The following is a 16,283-nucleotide window of genomic DNA, read 5'->3' as shown; positions in this document are numbered from 1 at the left end:
TAAAAATTTTGTTAGAATTTCATCCAGATTTATGAGTTGAAATCGATTTTTCATGGACAAAGTTCTTAAAACCTGTCTATCTCCAGCGTTGGATGATAATTATCTGTCAAAAAATAATGCTTCTACACAAGTTCTCTATTTAAATAAGAGAATTTTATCTGAATTTTTTTCAAAATGAGAATTGCTGGAAATTAACATTGAAATTAGCGGCGAATCCCGTTTAGAAAAGGTTGCTCAACTACTCAAACACATTGATCCTCAAAGTCAATCTCGAATCTTGGCTATTCACTCCATGACAGATTCCATCTGGTGGGATAATCCTCCCGGTCAAAAATTCTGGGAAGTTAACAAAGAACTAATCAAAAGAGGGATTTCTATTCAACGAGTCTTTATTCTTCCTGAAGCTCGGACTCCAAAGCATTTACAGGTGATTCAGGAACAACTTAACTCTGGCATAGAAGTTGCTTTGATTTGTCAGGAAAAAGCCAAAAATGTTGAAGGCTATCGTTGGGATAATACTAACCTATTGATTAGCGAAAACTTATCTGTTCCCAGAAATTCTTTTACAGCGAGAAGAACTATGAATGGTCAAACAGAATCAGGTTATATTTCCTATCAAACAAGAGTTGTCGAGACAGATAAAAGTCTCTTTAACGCTCTATGGGAAAAATCCGAAAAACTCTCTACTCAAGCTAATATTCAGGAACAATTAGCAAACCTAAGCACCTGACCCCGAACTTTATTGTTTTATTAACTGATGCTCACAAGGCGATCGCTCTTTCTATTTTGTTTGCATAAAAAGCGATCGCCTAACAGTTTAAACTCAAAAAACCGCCATCAACAAAGAAGCGGTGAAGAGTAGTTCATTAGAACTATCCAGGATGGTTAGGCAGAGAATGATATTGAAAGATGCCAAAGATACTGCCGACACTGCCAATACTAAGAATACTGCCGACACTGCCAATACTGAGAATACTGCCGACACTGCCAATACTGAGCATACTGCCGATACTAACCAGACTTAAAATGCTGCCGGCACTAGCGAGACTTAAAATACTGCCAGCACTGCCTAAACTCAAGATACAGCGATAACTAGCTTTGCTCAGATAATTAAGACCAGAAATCATTTTAAATCGGGAAAAGATTGGGGAATAGTTAGGGAAGTATTTTGCCAAACCTGTTGTAAACGCATAGCCGGCATAGTTAGATAAAGAATATCACCTTGATCGAGAGTGATTTCCAGTAATTGCCAACCGTGGATAGTTTGACCTTGTTTTTCTAGGTAAAGTGGCACAAAATCGGCATTCATCGCCGCTTCCTTGATAATTTGCCCCATAAAAGGATGATTCGGTGTGATTAATGTAGCCAAAGCAACCCAGAGGAGATCATCGGTCATGCCATTACCGAGAATTCTACCGCCCAAAGCGGCCGCAGCGAAGGAATAGGTAGCTAGATCCCGGGGACATAATACCGTATCAAAATCAAAAACCTCTTGAATCGATCGCCCGAATTGTTCCTGAGAGCACCGTAAAACTAGATTAATTTTAGGAGCGATCGCTTTAGCAGTAAGGGCAATCTCCACATTAATCATATCCTCGTAAGTCACCACGATCAAAGATTCAGCGTTGTTAATATTAGCCGTTTCTAGGGTAGCCACTAGACGCGCATCCTCGATGATAACGGGGATTCCCCAAGAGCGCACAGAATGCAAAAATCTATTATTGGGGTCCGATTCAATCACCACCACTTCACAGCCTTGCTCGTGCAATTGTCGCACGATCCGGGTGCCGATACCTCCTAAACCACAGATAATGTGATGATTACGGACGGGAATGCGGGTAGCATCCCAAAACTGTTTAAAGCGACTACCGAGAATAAAATCGTTGAGGAGAGCATAACAGATACCGATAACCCCCGCACCGACAATCATCATGACCACGGTAAAAATTTTGATACTATCGGGGGTAGATTCGGCCACTTTTTCGTTACCTCCGGCACCGGTAATCATCCCGACGGAGAAATAGAGGGAATCGACAAGGGAAATTTTTTGATTAACGCTGAGATAGGTAATGGTAGCAAGGGAAATCATCCCCAGGAGGGAAAGGGTGACAAGAATTACCGGTTGGACATAGTGCTGATAGGGACGGAGATTGAGTAGATTTCTCAGCCACTTTTGCAGTTTAAAACGCTGTTTTGCCCTAATTGTCGGTTTATTGCCGATAATGAGATGATCGCCAGTTTGGAGTTTTTTGCCTAAAAGAACTGCGGAAACCAGATCGATTTCGTCGTGAGCGGGGAGATAATAGATTAACATCCGGGCCGGATCGTCCCAAAGTTCGTAAAGGGGTAATCCCCACCAAGGATGATTTTCCTCGATAATTATCTCTTGAATCGGCCAAAGGCGATCGAATAGCTGTAATTGACCGATAGCTTTATTACCAAGGGCAGCAAAGGAAAAGATCGGGGCTGCTAGGGAAGCAACGCTCATGCTAACGTGAGCAGGGAGGGTTTGATCGAGTCTTTCTCCCAAAGTTTCGTTAAATAGTCGGTTAACTATCCGAATTTTCGGGTTAATTATCCTTGCACGGGTGAGAATTTCTAGATTGAGTGCGTCGTTATCGATGGCCAAAACTAGGGTTTCTGCATCTGGAAGGCCAGCTTGCAGGAGAGTTTTAGGAGAGCAGGGATCGCCGATAATAATATCAGACTGGTATTCACAGACCATTTGGCGATCGCTAATCGCTACTACTGCCGCAGATTGTTGTTTGAGTAAACAAAAGATTTTATAACCCGTGCGACCTAATCCACAGACGATGATTTGCGGTTTCATTCGTCGAGCGCGTTTTTTGCTGATTAACTTTTCATTTCTAGCGCAAGAACTAGGAAAAATCTGTAACTAAAGCTGCAATGCTGCTAATTTTTCCAATCAGGCTTTTAAAATGATACAATAACTATCATCATTGATTGAATCACTTCAGCCTTGACTCGCTTTCTTTGGGATAAATTTAGTAAAGATTACCTCGAAACCTTTCTCTCTTCTTGCGGTGACGTGAAAACCAGCCTTGATGTGACGGCAGAAACTCAAGAAATCGATGTGTATTTTCGACCGACTTCCCCAGAAACACCGCCCGAATTAGGTTTATTAGGCCGATTAGCTCAAACCCCTTGTCTATTGGAACCCTATCGCAATCCGGTCACGATTGATGGCATTATTGCCTGTTTATCTAAACTGTTTACTGTGCGGGAACAATTACAAAGAGAAGCTCACCGTCATCAACAACCCTTATTAGCAGAAAATATCCCTAGACTATGGATACTAACTCCTACGGCCAGTCAAAGAATTATAACTGCTTTTTCCGCTCTCAATCATCCAGATTGGGGAGAAGGAATTTATTTTTTAGCCCCAGCATTAACCACATCCCTTATTGTCCTGCATCAATTACCCGAAACCCCTGAAACCCTTTGGTTAAGATTATTAGGCAGAGGAGGAACCAGAACCAGAGCGATTGATGAATTAGAGTCCTTGTCTCCTCATCATCCCTTTAAATCAGCTTCCTTAAAATTATTATACAATTTGAGTAGGAACTTGCAAGCCTTACCCAAAAGAACCCAGGAGGAAAGGAAATTTATTATGCGTTTAGCCCCTTTATACGAACAAGATAGAGAAGCAGCGATTCAAAAAGGTAGAATCGAAGGGATTCAACAAGAAGCATCCAAGTTAGTGCTACGCTTACTTAACCGACGTTTTGGTGAACTTCCCCCGCATATCACTGAAACTATCCAAAAACTCTCAGTAGAAAAATTAGAAGACTTAGGAGAAGCATTGCTAGACTTTGAGACTCAAGCTGACTTAATTAATTGGCTGAACTAATAAATAGGCTTTTAAAATGATAAAATAACCATCATCATTGATTGAATCACTTCAGCCTTGACTCGCTTTCTTTGGGATAAATTTAGTGAAAGACTACCTCGAAACCTTTCTCTCTTCTTCCGGTGACGTGAAAACTAGCCTTGATGTGACGGCAAAAACTCAAGAAATCGATGTGTATTTTCGACCGACTTCCCCAGAAATACCGCCCGAATTAGGCCTATTGGGCAAATTAGCTCAAACCCCTTGTTTATTGGAACCCCATCGCAATCCGGTCACGATTGAGGGCATTATTGCCTGTTTATCTAAACTGTTTACTGTGCGGGAACAATTACAAAGAGAAGCTCACCGTCATCAACAACCCTTATTAGCAGAAAATATCCCTAGACTATGGATACTAACTCCTACGGCCAGTCAGAGGATTATAACTGCTTTTTCCGCTAAAGAAAAGTTATTATAAATCCAACAAAAAAGACTACAAGGAAGAGCAACTATTCCTGCATCTGAGGTGGATAAAATATATGGGATAGAACCTTAAATGAGCTATTCTGTTACTTTTGAACCAGAGTCGATAACTGATTTAGATTTGATCACCGATTTTATCAGACTGAGGATTGTTAATAAAATTAAATATAACTAATGAAATTACTTTTTTAGAACCATGCCAGCAAAAGATATTTACCATGAAGCCGTGAAAAATGCTTTAATTAAAGACGGTTGGACTATTTTAGCTGATCCTTATAAAATTAAATATAAAGATGTTGAATTTTTGCTGATTTAGCAGCAGAAAAACCTTTGGCTGCTGAAAGAAATGGACGTAAAATTGTTGTGGAAATCAAAAGCTTTTTAAGTCCCTCACCTATGAGATATTTTGAAATAGCTTTAGGACAATATATTTTATATCGAAATTTAATCAGTCTTGCCGTGAGTTAAGTTATCGGTAAATCTTGCCTCGAAATCTGAGGTTTATAAAAGAAGCTTAAAGGAGCTATTCTGTTACTTTTTAACCAGTTTATCCCTATGGGTAACAAAAATTTGAGGTATAATTATAATATCTCTATAACCCCACATAAAAAAAGTTTATGGCTATTTCAATTACTTTAACTTTACCTGATGATATTTTTAATCTAGCTCAATCCTTAGCCCATTCAATTAACCGTGATCTTAATGATATATTAGTAGAAGCGATCACTTTTTCTATTAGTCCCAATTATCAAGGCGAAAAAATCTCATCCCTAAATTCATTATCAGATGAAGAAATTATCAAATTAACTCAATTACAAATGGCATCAGAACAGGATCAAAGATTAAGCGAGTTGCTCAATCAACAACAAGAGAGGGATTTATCAACCTTTGAAAATAGGGAACTTTGGTCATTGATGCAAGTTTATCAAATAAACTTGTTAAAGAAGTCTCAAGGATTAAATGAAGCGGTTAAAAGAGGATTAATTTCACCACTAGAAGCATGAATCCTAGCCCTATTCCCGACTATATTAAAGATAAAATTCGCCAACAAGCTAATACTAAATCTGGTTATTAAAAACTGATTATTTATTCCCCCTTTTGCATGAGGTTCTCTCCTTTATAAGTAGCCTATACTCAACGGATTTAGTATAATTGCTGATTGTCGGTATTCCTGCAAATGTAAGATGCACCAGGTCAATTTATTGCGGGGGAACCTAGGAGCGAAGGTGATCATTTCGGTCAAAGAAATAAGTAGAGGTAGAAACTCGCTTATCTGCGTTGCCAGCTATAACCTTGCAACCAGTCAAAAATATTTATATAATCCAAAACTATTTTAAATATAAAAATTATAAAAAAATATGATTAAATAACCCTTGACTCCCCCCCTTTTGTGTGATAGTCTCCGATGCAGAATATTGGCGCAAAACTAGCGTTAAATATGATCATAATTTTGTCCTATTACTGTCATCAAATCTATGAAAAAATTACTGACAATGTTAACCCCCTTGACTCTGATGGGGTTAGCCGGGGTTGCTCCTGCTCAAGCGGCAATAGTAGCTGGTTGGAATTCATTTAATGCCGCTACCGCAACCTATCCCAAAGCGGCGGATAATGTAGGTGCGAATATAACCAGCACGGGGTTAAACACTGCTGGGATAGATCGCCGGGTTCAGTCAGATTTCGTCTTGGGTTCTACTGTTAGTACATCGCCGGATCGGTGGAATGGAAATAGCACTGTTAATACCGGCCAATATGTCGAATTTGCCGTACAACCTAGTGCAGGTTTTCAAGTCGATTTTACTGACTTGCAACTCAATGCGAGGCAGGATGAAACGCGGCTAGATTTGGTCTTGCGCTCTAGTGTTGATGGGTTCACCAGTAATTTAGGGACACAAGTTAGCCTAACAACTAGCTTTAATACCTACAGCTTTGACCTAAGCAGTTTAGCACCCCAAACCGGACCGGTGCAGTTCCGTCTCTATGGACTGAATGCTTCTGGACCTAATGTCTTGTTCATTGCTAATAACTCCGCTAATGTTGCCGGGGGTGGGTTTGTGGCTCTTAATGGGGATATCACTCCTGCTCCAACGGTTTCAACCCCCGAACCTAGTGGTATAGTGAGTTTAATCGCTGTTGGTGCGTTGGGTGCCGCTTCCCTTCGTCGTCGGGGATAAATTATCCTTGGCAGGGGCAACTACAGAGGGGTTGCCCCGAAATTGGTTAAATATTATCAATATTCTTTTACATTTCCTCGGCAATTTGTTAAGCTGATAAGGTGAAAGAGGAATAACAATCAATAGAACCAATGACTCCCCAATTAATGATTCAACCTTCGTCTTTAATGAGAGAAGGGGTTGAACTCCGCGAATTTGGTAACATTTATTTATTCAGGTTTACTTCAGAGCTACAATCTCGTTTTGAGCAGTTATTAGCTAAGAAGAAAACTGACAGTCTCTCTGTTGACGAAGAAGCGGAGTATGCTGGACTTTCTGAACTAGAGCGCGTTTTTACGCTTATTAACGCCCAACTTGCCACCAAAAGTCAATGGTGTCCCTATCAACTCGAAGAATAGTCCGACAACGAGCCAACTTTGCAACGAGTCAACGAGTCAAAGAAATAAGTAGAGGTAGAACCTCGCTTATCTGGGTTGCAAGGTAGAACCTTGCAACGAGTCAAAGTCCTTTTTTTAATTAGAGAAAATATGCAGATAAAAGACATGACTCCCCAAGAGTTACAAAGTTTAATCCGTAATACAGTAGATGATACTCTAGATGAATACTTCGGGGATCCGGATGAGGGAAAACAAGTTAAAGAATCTTTTAAACAAAAGTTATTAGAAATCCAACAAAAAAGACTACAAGGAAGAGCGACTATTTCCGCAGCTGAGGTGGATAAAAGATATGGGATAGAACCTTAAATGAGCTATTCTGTTACTTTTGAACCAGAGTCGATAACTGATTTAGATTTGATCACCGATTTTATCAGACTGAGGATTCTTAATAAAATTAAATGGTTAGCCATCAACTTTGAACAGATAACCCCCCTTCCTCTTACGAGAGAATGGTCAGGGTTTTATAAATTAAGAGTAGGAGATTATCGGGTTATTTATGAATTTGATCGAGAGAGTAGGATAATTATTAGAGTAGGTCATAGAAGTGAAGTTTATGACTAAATACTTACTAAAATAATTGGGATCAGCAATAAGCTAAGACGCATTTTAAACGCCTATCCTTAGAATAGCGAGGTTATTTTCTAGTAAAAATTGCCAAAGACAGCCCAATTATTGACAAAATTATGGCAGTATAAATCGAGCGGTAGCCCTGATTAATTACGGCACGGCATATAATAAAAAACGGTCTCCCTAAACCAGTTGCCAAAATCGCGGCCATGGACAGTCAATTACTCGATAAACTCGGACAATTACAAAACCTCTTAAAAACCAGTGAAAAGGCTCTGATTGCCTATTCTGGGGGCGTGGATAGCACCCTAGTGGCCAAAGTGGCCTATGATCTGCTAGGGGGTCAAGCATTGGCAATTACGGCGGTTTCTCCTTCCCTACTGCCGGAAGAATTGCAAGAAGCGATCGCTCAGGCCGATTATATCGGTATTCGGCATGAATTGGTGGAAACCGAGGAAATGAATAACCCCAATTACACCAGTAATCCCGTTAATCGCTGTTATTTCTGCAAAAGTGAGCTACATGACACCCTTAAACCCCTTGCTCTCGCTCGTGGTTATTCCTACGTCATTGATGGCGTTAATGCTGATGATTTAAGGGATTATCGTCCCGGGATTCAAGCAGCTAGGGAGCGCGGCGCTCGTTCACCTTTGGCAGAAATTGCTATCACAAAAAGCGAAGTTCGTCAACTATCTCGTTACTTAAATTTACCTTGGTGGGATAAACCGGCGCAACCCTGTTTAAGTTCCCGTTTTCCCTACGGGGAGGAAATTAGCCTGGAGAAATTGCAAAGAGTCGGACGGGCGGAGATTTATCTGCGAAAATTAGGTTATCGTCAATTACGGGTGCGATCGAGCGGCGATACGGCACGGATTGAATTACCGGCAGCGGAAATTCCCGACTTTATTAATCGGACAAATTTAAGCGAATTAGTCGCTGATCTGCAAAAATTAGGCTTTATCTATGTCACCCTCGATCTAGAAGGTTATCAAAGCGGCAAGCTTAATCGAGTCCTCTAGTTCAGTGATCAGTGATCAGTAAACAGTAATCAGTGGACTGAAAACTCAAATCTGCTCTAACAGTTATCTTAATGGTGAGGTACGAAGCTTTCCTTTTGGGGAGTAGGTCGTCAATACCAAATTGGGTTATACTTCATCTTGACGAGAAAGGCTGTAACGGATAACAGATAACTGATAACTGGTCACTGATAACTGATAGATGAACCTTTTTCTAGGGTTCCTAAGTCTTTACCCTTAAACCTCTAATTGCCAAGGCGAGGATAGATGAGTCAACTACAAAATGCCTTTACGCTATTCCTGAGCCTGTTGGTGGAAGCGATGCCTTTCTTACTGCTAGGGGTGATTCTCTCTAGTATTCTTTTAATATTTGTCGATGAACGTCGCCTAGTTGCTCTGATGCCTCGAAATGCTGTTTTAGGAGCATTTGTGGGGGGATGTATTGGTTTTTTGTTTCCCGTCTGCGAGTGTGGCAATGTGCCGGTGGCGCGACGTTTACTTGTGCAAGGAATGCCGAATGCAGTAGCGGTTAGTTTTCTCTTAGCAGCGCCGACAATTAACCCGATTGTTATCTGGTCCACTTGGGTAGCTTTTCGCGATCAACCGGAAATTGTTTTCTATCGAGTTATCTTTTCTTTGTTCATCGCTACGGTTATCGGTATTATCTTTAGTATCCAAAAAGATCCGCGACCACTCCTACAAACCTCTTTGGCAAAAAGTCTCAATTGGCAACCGCAAACACCGGAAAAAGAATCTATCCCACTACTACTACAATCCGGTTCTTTTCTGATCGGTAATTCTGGCAAAACTTTGCGCTTAGATGAAAGTTTTGCCGCTACTGCTGTCCTACCGGCAGTGCAAGCAATCCCGATGAAAAGGCGCTGGTTAACTTTTCTGGAAAACGTGGTGATGGAATTACGCGAATTAGGAGGGGTGTTAATACTAGGAAGTGCTATAGCGGCCGGTTTACAGGTGTTTGTTCCCCGGGAATTTATTCTTAATTTGGGTCAGGATCCGATTACTTCGATCTTGGCAATGATGCTGTTAGCGGTAATTGTTTCGATTTGTTCCACGGTTGATTCTTTTTTTGCTCTCTCCTTTGCCTCTAGTTTTACCAGTAGTTCCCTGCTGGCTTTTCTAGTGTTTGGTCCAATGATTGACCTAAAAGGGATTGGTTTAATGTTGTCTATTTTTAAACCGAGAATGTTAATTTATCTCTTCGCTTTAGCAGCGCAAATGACTTTTTTACTCACCTTGACTCACAGTTATTTATTCTAGGTCAGTCCCTAGATAGTCTTTCCCATGAATTCATCACGTCTAAAAATAATCGCCCCCCAATTTATCGATATTATTGCCCTCATCGGTTGGGGGTCTTTACTATTTAAATACTGGATAACTGGACAATTAAATTTACTGATCCATCCTAATTATTTTATTCTGGTTTTCATCACCAGTATTGCTTTATTTGCCCTAGGATTGTTCAAGATTTGGACATTATTAAAACAGTGGCAAAAAAAGATTAATTTAGATAGTAACGATAATCGATCCCATATTACCATTCTTCCCCAACATTTTGGCTCAGGTTTATTAGTAATAACTGCCCTTTTAGGCCTATTTATCGCCCCGCAGCCCCTCAGTAGTCAAATCGCATTACAGAGGGGAATTAGTGAATCTTTACCCCTAACTCGCGTGCAAACTCAATCCTTTGGCACTACCGTTAAACCGGAGGAAAAAAGTTTAATTGAATGGGTAAGAACTTTGAATGCTTACCCCGAACCTGATGCTTATACAGGACAACCGGTAAAAGTCACAGGTTTTGTGGTACAATTGCCCCAATTACCCGATGATTACTTATTAATTAGTCGCTTTATTCTTACCTGTTGTGCCGTGGATGCTTATCCCGTGGGTTTACCAGTGAAACTATCAGGAAGTCGCAGTCAATATCCCAATGATACCTGGTTAGAAATCACCGGAGAAATGGCCACGGAATCTTTACCCGTAGAGGTAGGAAAATCAACCACCAGAAGACAATTAGTAATTAAGGCCAAATCCGTGAAATCTATACCCACTCCTGGAGATCCCTACGGATATTAACAGTTATCAGTTATCAGTTATCAGTTATCAGTTGTTCCTAACCATCTACTATAATGATCAAGACCTTACAACTACAACCGATTGATAAATTAGCGATAACATTAATTGTATCCCTAACCTTAGTAATTGGTGGCTTAATTTGGTTAGGTAATAGCTGTGGTAATCAATGTCTTTTACAAACTGGTCCAAGGGTCAAGGAATTTAGCTGGGAAAATCGAGAAATTGGTGCGGAAGATCAAGCATTTATTATCACTTTTGATCGCCCCATGGATCATGCTAGTGTAGAAAAAAATCTAGTGATCGATCCTGCGCTGCCGGGGAAGTTTAGTTGGGCCGGAAGACGATTAGCTTATACCCTCACCTCTCCCATTCCCTACGGAGAAAAATATCATCTGCAAATTGAAGGTGCGCGGGAACAATTTCCCAGCGGTAATCGATTAGGACAAACCCTGGCAATTTTTGAAAGAGAATTTAAAAGTCGGGATCGTGCTTTTGCCTATATTGGCACTAATGGGGAAGAACAGGGAAGATTAATTTTTTATAACTTGACCGAGGAGAAGAAAACCGTCTTAACCCCCGCAGATTTGACCGTTATGGCTTTTGAATTTTACCCTGATGGTAAAAAAATCCTCTTTTCAGCCGCGGCGAAAAATCAAGGGATAGAGGGAATTCGTGAACTGCAGCTTTATCAGGTTGATAGCAGTCAATCGCCGGCAAAAATTGAGTTAGTGCTAGACAATAAAGATTATCAAAATGATCATTTTGATTTAGCTAAAGATGGGCAAACCATTGTCGTGCAGAGAATTGAGCGCCGCAATCCGATTAACTTCGATTTATGGGCAGTTAAATCGGGGGGAAAACCCCAACAATTAAACATCCAAGGTGGGGAATTTTTGATTGCACCTGATAGTAAAACTTTGGCTGTCACCCAGGGGGAAGGAATCGCCCTTTTGCCTTTAAAAACCGAAACAAAACCCCTAGATTTTTTACCAAAATTTGGGCGAATTTTGAATTTTTCTGCTGATGGTACGGCTGCGGCAATGGTGAATTTTAATACTGATAATGCCAAAATGCGTTATATTCGATCGCTTTTTTATGTCAATAATCAAGGATTACAAAAACGCTTACTCAATCTACAAGGTTCGATTATAGATTGTCAATTTAATGCCACTGGTAGTGACTTGTATTGTTTGTTAACCGAGTTAGTTACTAACAGTCAAGAGTACAAAGAAAAACCCTATTTTGCTAAAATAGATGTGAAGACTGGTCAAGTTACTCCCCTACTGGAATTAGCCGATTATCGTGATATTCACATTAGTTTATCTCCCGATAGTTTAGCGATTATTTTTGATCAACTTCGCACCAGTTATGATAGTAATCCCACTAATCCCTTGACTACTGACTCAGGAGAAACAATTATCGGTGGTCGTTTGTGGATGTTAATTCCTCCCCTACAAGATGGAGTGAAAGCAAGTAAATCTGATTTAATTGAATTACCTCTAGCGGGAATTCGTCCCCAATGGATGCCATAGAATTTCATTATTAACTTAGGAGTTATTTCGATGCTGTCAAACTCAGAAAAATTAGCCAAATTGCGTCAGTATTTTGTTAGTGGTGCCACTCGTTCCTATCAATTCCGTCGTCAGCAGTTAGAGAAGTTAAAACAGGCAATTATTAAATATGAAGGAGAGATATATCAAGCTTTATATAGGGATTTAAAGAAAAGTCCCGAAGATTGTTGGATTACTGAAAATGGTTTCCTTTTGGGGGAAATTAATAACGCTTTAAAAAATTTGCGCTCATGGATGCAACCCAAACCTGTTAAAACTAATCTCTTAAATTTTCCTTCCTCCAGTCAAATTATTCGGGAACCTTTGGGAGTGGTGTTAATTATTGGTGCTTGGAATTATCCCCTCCAATTGTTATTAGTGCCTTTAGTTGGTGCTATTGCTGCCGGTAACTGTGCGGTATTAAAACCGAGTGAATTTGCCTCAGCGACGGAAAAATTAGTAATTAAAATAATTCAAGAAATATTCCCTGAAGAATATGTGTTAATTGTACCCGGAGATGGTGCGGAAGTAATTCCGAATACGTTAGACAGTTTCACCTTTGATCATATATTTTTTACTGGCAGTACAAGGGTAGGAAAAATTATTTATCAACTAGCGGCAGAAAAGTTAATTCCTGTTACTCTAGAATTAGGGGGAAAAAGTCCCTGTGTTATCGAAGCTGATGCTAATATTTCCGTGGCAACTCGTCGCATTGCCGTGACAAAATTCTCTAATTGTGGTCAAATGTGTATCGCAGCTGATTATGTTTTAGTACATCAATCCCAGCAGGAGAATTTGATCAGAGAATTAGCTAATACTATTGTTAATTTTTTTGGTGAAGATGCCAGATTAAGTGCTGATTATGGTAAGATAATTAATGATAAACAATTTGATCGCCTGATTGACTTGCTCAAAGATGGTGAGATTGTTTTTGGTGGCAAAACTGATCGAGAAAATCTATATATTCAACCAACTTTATTAACTAATGTTTCCCTTGATGCTCCTATTATGCAAGGGGAAATATTCGGTCCAATTTTACCGATCATTGCCTTTAGCACTTTTGAGGAAGCTTTAGCAATTATTGCTAAAAACCCTAACCCTCTAGCTTTTTATCTGTTTACTACCAAAGCAAAAACCGAAAAGAAATGGTTAGAATCAGTCCAGTTTGGGGGAGGTTGTATTAACAACAATAGTTTTCATTTTACTAATCCTAGTTTACCCTTTGGTGGTCGAGGAAATAGCGGTATTGGTAGCTATCATGGTCGTTTTTCCTTTGAGAATTTTAGTCACCAAAAAGCGATTATGAAAACACCTCTTTGGTTCAATCCTGTTTTAAAATATCCGCCTTTTAAGGGTAAATTAAACTTATTTAAGTTATTAGTTCGCTAAAAAGCTACAGTTTAAGTTAAAGCTTTTAAGAGAGCTTGAAATTTCAGCTGAATTTCTGCTAGTTCTTTTTCTGGATCGGAGCCGGCAACAATACCCGCACCGGCGTATAATCGCGCTTGATCGCCTTTAATTAATGCCGAACGAATACCAACAATAAACTCACTATTATTGTGACAATCAATCCAACCCAAAGGAGCGGCATAAAGAGAGCGATCGAAGGTTTCATAATGACGAATTTGTGCTAAAGCGATCTCGGTGGGAACCCCAGCAACAGCAGGAGTGGGGTGTAGTTGGGCAACAATTTCGAGGGGATGGATAGAGGGTTTTAGTTTGGCATGGATAGGAGTCCAGAGATGTTGAATATTGGAGAGTTTTAACAATCTAGAGGGAGAATTTTGCGGATTTAAGCCAATTTGTCGCAGTTTTTGGTTAATAAAGTCACTAACAGCCCGATGTTCCCGTTGTTCTTTTTCACTAGCGAGGAGTTTATTGGCAAAGAGAGCATCTTCGATCGCATTTTCTCCCCGGGGGGCGGATCCCGCTAAAGCATCGGTGATTAATTGCCCCTGATGGACAGTTAACAATCGTTCGGGACTAGCACCGATAAAATGATCTCCCCGTCCATTGCCGAGGGAAAAAGTGTAGCAATCGGGATGACGCTGACGCAAATTATCGAGACAGTTTACCAGATGAAAAGGACGAGGAGAAATCACGTCAAGAGCGTGAGCGAGGACAATTTTGCTAAATTTTTGAGCATGGATAGATTGGATGGCATCGGCAACAGCCGCTTGAAAATTATAGGTAGGATGAATATAATAACTACAGGGATCCTGGTGAGGATTTTGTCGGCAATTGCTGGAGTTATTTTGGATAATTTTGAGGTTATTAATAGTTTCTTCGAGGGAGTTTTCTATTTCTTTTTCGCCGGTGATTAAGAGATTAGTCAGGAAAAAATATTCCGATTGTTTTTTGATAATTTGAAACTTAGGCAGGGTTAGGGTAGCTGAGGGAAAGGGGGTAGCTGTTGCCGAGTCGAAAAAAGTGAAACTACAAAAGATGCGGGGAGTAATCTCGCTATAGTTATCAATTTTAATAATTCTTTGTTGACAGTTTTCAATAAATTTTTGAGCTTTTAAAAAACGTTGTTTGCCGTGGAAAGTAGCAGTAAAAGCGATGCCGTAGCCGAGAAAAGCAGTTTCTCGTTCGGAATTTTCCCAATAACAATGGGTGGGATAGCTAGAAGCAATCCGAGAGAGAATTTCTAGGAGATCAAGGGGGGAAATTTTTTGACAAAAACTGACGATCGACCGATTTCCCTTTTCTGCGGCTAACAGTTGCGGGTTGAGGATAAAGTTATAGAGGCCGCGAAGATCAGCAATCGGACTATCAGGATAGGAAAGGCGAGGAACGGCAGAAGTCATGTCAAGTTTTTTGTATTTTTTGCAAAAAAAACCATGATTAATGGTATGTAATCCCCACAGATGTGGCCAGAGTCAAGGCTCTCTTTTTAACTATGATATCGGAGAAAGGGTCTTTAGGCAGAAAGCGAGCGGGATATTTGTGGCGATTAACCTCCTTGGCAACACATCAAGGCTTAAAATCTCCAGAGATGGCTATTATTTAAATGGGCAAAAAAATTAATTTAATAATTTCTATTTTACAAGTTTGTGGAAATTGCCACCACGGGACAAGTGGGGATACATTGTTCACAAACCACACAACGGGAACGCAAAAACTTAAGACGAAAACTTTCGGGATCAAGGGTTAAAGCTTCCGTGGGACAAACTCCCGTACATAAGCCACAATCGACGCATTTTTCTTCATCAATGACGATTTCGCGACTAACTTGGGAAACGCCAATATTTTGTAATTGTAACCATTCGATCGCCGCTTCTAACTCATCGATATCTCCCGATAATTCTAATACTAATGTTCCCACTTGATTGGGGGCAACTTGGGCGCGGATAATATTAGCGGCGACGTTAAAATCTTTCGCCAGTCGATAGGTAACGGGCATATGGACGGCTTTTTTGGGAAAAGTGAGAGTAACGCGTTTTTTCATTAGGATAGGATAGGAATAATTTTTGAGAGACTATCCATGACAGCCACCACACCCACCAACAAAACCAGAAATCTGCTGCTGGCAGTAACGGCAGTTATCCTTAGTGTAGCGATTTTCTTCGGGTTTCAAACCACCGCTAGTTCCGTATCTTTGGAAGCGCAAGCGGAAAAAGCGACACCTTTCGATCTTGCCCTCAGCAATGGTAAACCCACCCTGACAGAATTTTATGCTAATTGGTGTACCAGTTGTCAGGCGATGGCCCCTGAAATTGCCGAAATTAAAAAACAATACGGTAATGCCATTAATTTTGTTATGCTCAACGTTGATAATAATAAATGGTTGCCGGAAATTCTCCGTTATCGTGTGGATGGTATTCCCCATTTTGTCTTTTTAAATAACCAAGGACAACCGGTTGCCCAAGCGATCGGAGAACAACCAAAATCAATTTTAACTGCTAATTTAGAAGCACTTTTAACTAATTCTACCCTACCCTATGCCACCACTGCGGGAGAGACTTCTGATTTTAATATCCTTGTGGGCGCTAGTCAAACTGATCCCCGCAGTCACGGCAGTCAAGTTAAGCAGTAATCAGTAATCAGTTATCAGTTATCAGTTATCAGTTATCAGTGGAAAGCTTAGGGCTGAAAGCTATCATTCAAGA

17 protein-coding genes and 2 pseudogenes are annotated in these 16,283 nt (G+C 40.3%); 15 read left to right on the top strand and 4 right to left on the bottom strand.

The window, feature by feature from the left end; translation table 11 throughout:
- Nucleotides 1–187 precede the first annotated feature (187 nt).
- Nucleotides 188–730 (top strand): annotated as a pseudogene (locus IQ224_RS06820) (leuA allosteric domain protein); the annotation flags it as partial.
- A gap of 142 nt (nt 731–872) precedes the next feature.
- Here IQ224_RS06820 and IQ224_RS06815 read toward each other — a convergent pair.
- Together IQ224_RS06815 and IQ224_RS06810 are read right to left on the bottom strand one after the other, a co-directional pair.
- Entirely contained in the window at nt 873–1,127 is a 255-nt protein-coding gene (locus IQ224_RS06815; protein ID WP_004161578.1) for a hypothetical protein, read from the bottom strand.
- Complete coding sequence (locus tag IQ224_RS06810; RefSeq protein WP_002743635.1) at nt 1,124–2,830, bottom strand: TrkA family potassium uptake protein; 1,707 nt, start codon at nt 2,828–2,830, stop codon at nt 1,124–1,126. The genes IQ224_RS06815 and IQ224_RS06810 overlap by 4 nt, the downstream gene beginning before the upstream one ends.
- Before the next feature lie 150 nt (nt 2,831–2,980).
- Between IQ224_RS06810 and IQ224_RS06805 the strand changes: the two genes are divergently transcribed.
- The 13 genes and pseudogenes from IQ224_RS06805 (at nt 2,981) to IQ224_RS06745 (ending at nt 13,560) form a co-directional block, all read left to right on the top strand.
- Nucleotides 2,981–3,871, top strand: coding sequence for a DUF4351 domain-containing protein (locus tag IQ224_RS06805; RefSeq protein ID WP_002743633.1), 891 nt, complete (start codon nt 2,981–2,983; stop codon nt 3,869–3,871).
- An 85-nt stretch (nt 3,872–3,956) separates the two neighbouring features.
- A complete protein-coding gene (locus IQ224_RS06800) occupies nt 3,957–4,328 on the top strand; it encodes a hypothetical protein (protein ID WP_002743632.1) in 372 nt (123 codons plus the stop codon).
- A gap of 201 nt (nt 4,329–4,529) precedes the next feature.
- Nucleotides 4,530–4,789, top strand: a pseudogene (locus tag IQ224_RS06795) (element excision factor XisH family protein); the annotation flags it as partial.
- 161 nt (nt 4,790–4,950) lie between these two features.
- The gene (locus tag IQ224_RS06790) at nt 4,951–5,337 is read left to right on the top strand and encodes a hypothetical protein (RefSeq protein ID WP_084989892.1); all 387 of its coding nucleotides are present in this window, start codon (nt 4,951–4,953) and stop codon (nt 5,335–5,337) included.
- Nucleotides 5,338–5,808: 471 nt separating this feature from the next.
- The gene (locus IQ224_RS06785) at nt 5,809–6,507 is read left to right on the top strand and encodes a PEP-CTERM sorting domain-containing protein (protein WP_084989891.1); all 699 of its coding nucleotides are present in this window, start codon (nt 5,809–5,811) and stop codon (nt 6,505–6,507) included.
- A gap of 131 nt (nt 6,508–6,638) precedes the next feature.
- Nucleotides 6,639–6,905 carry a hypothetical protein gene (locus tag IQ224_RS06780; RefSeq protein WP_052278253.1) on the top strand — a complete coding sequence of 89 codons (267 nt, stop codon included), beginning with the start codon at nt 6,639–6,641 and terminating at the stop codon, nt 6,903–6,905.
- A gap of 129 nt (nt 6,906–7,034) precedes the next feature.
- Nucleotides 7,035–7,250 (top strand): hypothetical protein, encoded by a 216-nt coding sequence (locus IQ224_RS06775; protein ID WP_084989890.1) that lies wholly within the window; start codon nt 7,035–7,037, stop codon nt 7,248–7,250.
- Complete coding sequence (locus tag IQ224_RS06770; RefSeq protein WP_002743631.1) at nt 7,251–7,505, top strand: type II toxin-antitoxin system RelE/ParE family toxin; 255 nt, start codon at nt 7,251–7,253, stop codon at nt 7,503–7,505. It begins immediately after the preceding gene.
- 215 nt (nt 7,506–7,720) lie between these two features.
- Complete coding sequence (larE, locus tag IQ224_RS06765) at nt 7,721–8,530, top strand: ATP-dependent sacrificial sulfur transferase LarE (protein WP_002743629.1); 810 nt, start codon at nt 7,721–7,723, stop codon at nt 8,528–8,530.
- A 264-nt stretch (nt 8,531–8,794) separates the two neighbouring features.
- Complete coding sequence (locus IQ224_RS06760) at nt 8,795–9,805, top strand: permease (RefSeq protein ID WP_002743627.1); 1,011 nt, start codon at nt 8,795–8,797, stop codon at nt 9,803–9,805.
- Between the two features lie 24 nt (nt 9,806–9,829).
- On the top strand, nt 9,830–10,621 hold the full coding sequence (locus tag IQ224_RS06755; RefSeq protein ID WP_002743625.1) for a TIGR03943 family protein: 792 nt from the start codon (nt 9,830–9,832) through the stop codon (nt 10,619–10,621).
- Between the two features lie 53 nt (nt 10,622–10,674).
- Nucleotides 10,675–12,153, top strand: a complete 1,479-nt coding sequence (locus IQ224_RS06750; RefSeq protein WP_002743623.1) for a hypothetical protein — start codon at nt 10,675–10,677, stop codon at nt 12,151–12,153.
- Between the two features lie 30 nt (nt 12,154–12,183).
- Nucleotides 12,184–13,560, top strand: coding sequence for an aldehyde dehydrogenase (locus IQ224_RS06745; RefSeq protein ID WP_002743621.1), 1,377 nt, complete (start codon nt 12,184–12,186; stop codon nt 13,558–13,560).
- An 11-nt stretch (nt 13,561–13,571) separates the two neighbouring features.
- On the opposite strand, the gene IQ224_RS06740 is transcribed toward IQ224_RS06745, so the two are convergent.
- Nucleotides 13,572–14,981 (bottom strand): isochorismate synthase MenF, encoded by a 1,410-nt coding sequence (locus IQ224_RS06740; protein WP_002743618.1) that lies wholly within the window; start codon nt 14,979–14,981, stop codon nt 13,572–13,574.
- A gap of 236 nt (nt 14,982–15,217) precedes the next feature.
- Nucleotides 15,218–15,622 (bottom strand): NIL domain-containing protein, encoded by a 405-nt coding sequence (locus IQ224_RS06735; RefSeq protein ID WP_002739790.1) that lies wholly within the window; start codon nt 15,620–15,622, stop codon nt 15,218–15,220.
- A 36-nt stretch (nt 15,623–15,658) separates the two neighbouring features.
- Here IQ224_RS06735 and IQ224_RS06730 point away from each other — a divergent pair, with 36 nt between their 5' ends.
- Complete coding sequence (locus IQ224_RS06730) at nt 15,659–16,210, top strand: thioredoxin family protein (protein ID WP_002743616.1); 552 nt, start codon at nt 15,659–15,661, stop codon at nt 16,208–16,210.
- Nucleotides 16,211–16,283: the final 73 nt, after the last annotated feature.

It is taken from the genome of Microcystis sp. LEGE 00066 (assembly GCF_015207925.1).
Classification (GTDB): Bacteria; Cyanobacteriota; Cyanobacteriia; order Cyanobacteriales; family Microcystaceae; genus Microcystis; species Microcystis ichthyoblabe_A.
This window is presented reverse-complemented; position numbering and strand designations above follow the sequence as displayed.

Bases quoted from the DNA above. Each gene is read 5' to 3' on its own strand.
- IQ224_RS06815 (WP_004161578.1), bottom strand. From the start codon at position 1,127: ATGATTTCTGGTCTTAATTATCTGAGCAAAGCTAGTTATCGCTGTATC.
- IQ224_RS06810 (WP_002743635.1), bottom strand. From the start codon at position 2,830: ATGAAACCGCAAATCATCGTCTGTGGATTAGGTCGCACGGGTTATAAA.
- IQ224_RS06790 (WP_084989892.1), top strand. From the start codon at position 4,951: ATGGCTATTTCAATTACTTTAACTTTACCTGATGATATTTTTAATCTA.
- IQ224_RS06785 (WP_084989891.1), top strand. From the start codon at position 5,809: ATGAAAAAATTACTGACAATGTTAACCCCCTTGACTCTGATGGGGTTA.
- IQ224_RS06780 (WP_052278253.1), top strand. From the start codon at position 6,639: ATGACTCCCCAATTAATGATTCAACCTTCGTCTTTAATGAGAGAAGGG.
- IQ224_RS06775 (WP_084989890.1), top strand. From the start codon at position 7,035: ATGCAGATAAAAGACATGACTCCCCAAGAGTTACAAAGTTTAATCCGT.
- IQ224_RS06770 (WP_002743631.1), top strand. From the start codon at position 7,251: ATGAGCTATTCTGTTACTTTTGAACCAGAGTCGATAACTGATTTAGAT.
- larE (WP_002743629.1), top strand. From the start codon at position 7,721: ATGGACAGTCAATTACTCGATAAACTCGGACAATTACAAAACCTCTTA.
- IQ224_RS06760 (WP_002743627.1), top strand. From the start codon at position 8,795: ATGAGTCAACTACAAAATGCCTTTACGCTATTCCTGAGCCTGTTGGTG.
- IQ224_RS06755 (WP_002743625.1), top strand. From the start codon at position 9,830: ATGAATTCATCACGTCTAAAAATAATCGCCCCCCAATTTATCGATATT.
- IQ224_RS06750 (WP_002743623.1), top strand. From the start codon at position 10,675: ATGATCAAGACCTTACAACTACAACCGATTGATAAATTAGCGATAACA.
- IQ224_RS06745 (WP_002743621.1), top strand. From the start codon at position 12,184: ATGCTGTCAAACTCAGAAAAATTAGCCAAATTGCGTCAGTATTTTGTT.
- IQ224_RS06740 (WP_002743618.1), bottom strand. From the start codon at position 14,981: ATGACTTCTGCCGTTCCTCGCCTTTCCTATCCTGATAGTCCGATTGCT.
- IQ224_RS06735 (WP_002739790.1), bottom strand. From the start codon at position 15,622: ATGAAAAAACGCGTTACTCTCACTTTTCCCAAAAAAGCCGTCCATATG.
- IQ224_RS06730 (WP_002743616.1), top strand. From the start codon at position 15,659: ATGACAGCCACCACACCCACCAACAAAACCAGAAATCTGCTGCTGGCA.